This is a genomic window from Sphingomonas bacterium, from assembly GCF_903644055.1.
Taxonomy (GTDB): domain Bacteria; phylum Pseudomonadota; class Alphaproteobacteria; order Sphingomonadales; family Sphingomonadaceae; genus Sphingomonas_I.
Genome location: NZ_CAHJXD010000279.1, coordinates 1 through 4,004, shown reverse-complemented (window position 1 = coordinate 4,004; position 4,004 = coordinate 1). Strand labels below are relative to the sequence as shown.

Sequence of the window (4,004 nt, the reverse complement as noted above, 5' to 3'; positions counted from 1 at the left end):
ATCCAGAACGACATCCTCAAGGAGTTCATGGTCCGCAACACCTATATCTACCCGCCCGAGCCGAGCATGCGGATCATCTCGGACATCTTCGGCTACACGTCGCGCGAGATGCCGAAATTCAACAGCATCTCGATCAGCGGCTATCACATGCAGGAAGCCGGCGCGACGCAGGTGCAGGAGCTCGCCTTCACCATCGCCGACGGAATGGAATATGTGAAATACGGCGTCGCGAGCGGGCTCGACATCGACAAATTCGCCGGGCGCCTCAGCTTCTTCTTCGCGATCGGCATGAACTTCTTCATGGAGATCGCCAAGCTGCGCGCGGCGCGCGTGCTGTGGCACCGGGTGATGACGAACCTCGGTGCCAGGGACGAACGCTCGAAGATGCTGCGCACGCATTGCCAGACCTCGGGCGTCTCGCTGACCGAGCAGGACCCCTACAACAACGTCATGCGCACCACGATCGAGGCGATGGCGGCGATGCTCGGCGGCACGCAGAGCCTCCATACCAACGCGCTCGACGAGGCTATCGCGCTGCCGACCGACTTCTCCGCCCGGATCGCGCGCAACACGCAGATCGTGATCCAGGAAGAGACGGGGATGACCAAGGTCGTCGATCCGCTCGGCGGCTCTTATTATGTCGAGAGCCTGACCAAGCAGCTCGTCGACGAGGCCTGGGCGATCATCGAGAAGGTCGAGGCCGAGGGCGGGATGGCCAAGGCGGTCGCCGCCGGCTGGCCCAAGGCGATGATCGAGGAAGCCGCCGCCGCCACCGCCGCGCGGATCGATCGGGCCGAGCAGGTCATCGTCGGCGTCAACAAATATCGCAAGGACGGCGAGGACCCGATCGAGATCCTCGACGTCGATAATGTCGCGGTGCGCGAGGCTCAGGTGGCGCGGATCGCCAAGGTGAAGGCCGGGCGCGACGAGGCGGCGGCCCAAGCCGCGCTGGATGCGCTGCGCGAAGGCGCGCGTAATCCTCCCCGGAACGGGGAGGGGGACCATGCGCAGCATGGTGGAGGGGGCCTTCCACCAGCGGCACCTCCAGGCAGCCAGCCCCCTCCGTCAGCCGCTGGCGCGTCTGCCACCTCCCCGTCCCGGGGAGGACCTCCCGAAACCAACCTCCTCGCGCTCGCCGTCGAATGCGCCCGCGCCCGCGCGACGCTCGGCGAGATCAGCGCGGCGATGGAGGATGTGTTCGGCCGCTACGGCACGACGCCGACGCCGGTGAAGGGCATCTATGGCGGCGCCTATGGTGAGGATGCGCGCTGGGCGAACCTCAAGCATGGCGTAGTCGCGGTGGGCCGGCAGAAAGGCCGCCGCCCGAAGATGTTCGTCGCCAAGATGGGCCAGGACGGGCATGATCGCGGCGCCAATCTCGTCAGCTCCGCATTCGGCGACCTCGGCTTCGATATTGTCGCCGGCCCGCTGTTCCAGACGCCGACCGAGGCGGCGAAGATGGCGATCGAGGCCGATGTCGACGTCGTCGGCGCCTCCAGCCTCGCCGCCGGGCACAAGACACTGATCCCCGAACTGATCGGACACCTGCGCGAGGCGGGCCGCTCGGACATCAAGGTGATCGCCGGCGGCGTGATCCCCGCGCAGGATTATCAGGGCTTACGCGATGCCGGTGTGCAGGCGATCTTCGGGCCGGGCACGAACCTCGTGGTTGCGGCGGAGGAAGTGCTGCGGCTGCTCGGCCACAACATGCCGCCCGAAAACATCGACGAGGCGGCGGAATGATTTTGCTCCCCTCCCGCTTGCGGGAGGGGCTGGGGGTGGGCCTGCGCTCACCGATATTGGATACCGCGTGCGGCGGGCCGGGTTCCCACCCCCGGCCCCTCCCGCAGGCGGGAGGGGAGTAGAAGTTTGTTCAAGAAAATCCTGATCGCCAACCGCGGCGAGATCGCCTGCCGCGTCATCCGCACCGCCAAGAGGATGGGCATCGCCACGGTCGCGGTCTATTCGGACGCGGACGCGCGCGCGCCGCATGTCGAGATGGCGGACGAGAAAGTCTATCTCGGCCCGCCGCCCGCCGCCGAGAGCTACCTGCTCGCCGACAAGATCATCGCCGCCTGCCAACAGACCGGCGCCGAGGCGGTCCATCCGGGCTACGGCTTCCTCTCCGAACGCACCTCGTTCGCGCAGGCGCTCGCCGACGCCGGCATCGCCTTCATCGGCCCGCCGATCAACGCGATCGCCGCGATGGGCGACAAGATCGAATCGAAGAAGCTCGCCAAGGCGGCGGGCGTCAACGTCGTCCCCGGCTTCCTCGGCGAGATCGCCGATACCGAGGAGGCGGTGAAGATCGCGTCGGACATCGGCTATCCGGTGATGATGAAGGCGTCCGCCGGCGGCGGCGGCAAGGGCATGCGTCTCGCCTACAGCGAGAAGGACGTCCGCGAGGGCTTCGAGGCGACCAAGCGCGAGGGGCTCGCTTCGTTCGGCGACGATCGCGTCTTCATCGAGAAGTTCATCGAGAGCCCGCGCCACATCGAAATCCAGCTCCTCGGCGACAAGCATGGCACTATCGTCTACCTCAACGAGCGCGAATGCTCGGTGCAGCGCCGCCATCAGAAGGTGGTCGAGGAGGCGCCCTCGCCGTTCGTCACGCCCGCGATGCGGAAGGCGATGGGCCAGCAGGCCGTCGCGCTGGCCCGTGCGGTCGGCTATTATAGCGCCGGCACGGTCGAGCTGATCGTCTCGGGCGCCGACACGACCGGCCAGGGCTTCTACTTCCTCGAGATGAACACCCGGTTGCAGGTCGAGCATCCGGTCACCGAATATATCACCGGGCTCGATCTGGTCGAACAGATGATCCGCGTCGCCTATGGCGAGCCGCTCGGCTTCGGCCAGGCTGACGTCGGCATCAAGGGCTGGTCGATCGAGAATCGCGTCTATGCCGAGGATCCCTATCGCGGCTTCCTGCCTTCGACCGGCCGCCTCGTCCGCTACCGCCCGCCCGCCGAGACAACGGACGTCCGTGTTGATGACGGCGTCTATGAGGGTAGCGAGATCTCGATGTTCTACGATCCGATGATCGCCAAGCTCGTCACCTGGGGCGAGACGCGTGAGGAAGCGATCGACGCGCAGATCGCCGCGCTCGATCGCTTCGAGATCGACGGCATCGGCCACAACGTCGATTTCCTCTCCGCGCTGATGCAGCACCCCCGCTTCCGCGAAGGCGCGCTCACCACCGGCTTCATCGCCGAGGAATATCCCGAGGGCTTCACCGGCGCCGCCGTGGCCGAGGGGCTGACCGCCAGGCTCGCCGCCGTCGCGGCACTCGCGGTCTCGGCCGAGGCGATGCGCGCGGCGACGATCGACGGCCGCCTCAACGGCGCGATCACCCCCTCGACCGAATGGATCGTGACCTTCGTCGGCGAGGAGGACGGCGCCGAGCATCACGTCCTGATCGAATCCGAGGCGGTGACCGTCGATGGCCGGGCCCTGGTCGTCGATGCGCCCTTCCTGCCGGGCCAGCGGCTGATCGAGGCGACGATCGACGGCGAGCCGCTCTCGGTCCGTGTCGATCGCCACCGCGCCGCCTGGCGGTTGACGACGCGCGGCCGCAGCCACACCGCGCGCGTGCTGCCCCCGCACATTGCATCGCTCGCACGCCACATGATCGAGAAGATCCCGCCCGATCTGTCGCGTTTCCTGCTGTGCCCGATGCCCGGCCTGATCACGCGCATCCACGTCGCCGCCGGCGACAAGGTCGAGGCGGGTCAGCCGCTCGCGGTGGTCGAGGCGATGAAGATGGAGAATATCCTACGCGCCGAAAAAAGCGCCACCGTGAAGAGCGTCGAGGCCAAGGCGGGCGAAAGCCTCGCGGTCGATGCGGTGATCCTGGAGTTCGAGTAGGCGGCTCGCGACGGCCGAGAGTCAGGCTTGCGCCTGCCTTCTCCCTCGCCTAGTGAGCCTCCTCCGCGCGCCCGTAGCTCAGCTGGATAGAGCATCAGACTACGAATCTGAGGGTCGGACGTTCGAATCGTTCCGGGCGC

Annotated in this window: 2 protein-coding genes and 1 tRNA gene; all 3 read left to right on the top strand. The window is 67.1% G+C overall.

Features of this window, described 5'->3' with window-relative positions; translation table 11 throughout:
• Nucleotides 1–1,743 (top strand): methylmalonyl-CoA mutase family protein (locus tag HUU94_RS11995; protein WP_174275301.1); only part of this gene is annotated, 1,743 nt, incomplete at its 5' end.
• Nucleotides 1,744–1,869: 126 nt separating this feature from the next.
• Nucleotides 1,870–3,864, top strand: coding sequence for an acetyl-CoA carboxylase biotin carboxylase subunit (locus HUU94_RS11990; RefSeq protein ID WP_174275300.1), 1,995 nt, complete (start codon nucleotides 1,870–1,872; stop codon nucleotides 3,862–3,864).
• A 67-nt stretch (nucleotides 3,865–3,931) separates the two neighbouring features.
• A tRNA-Arg gene (locus tag HUU94_RS11985) sits at nucleotides 3,932–4,004 on the top strand.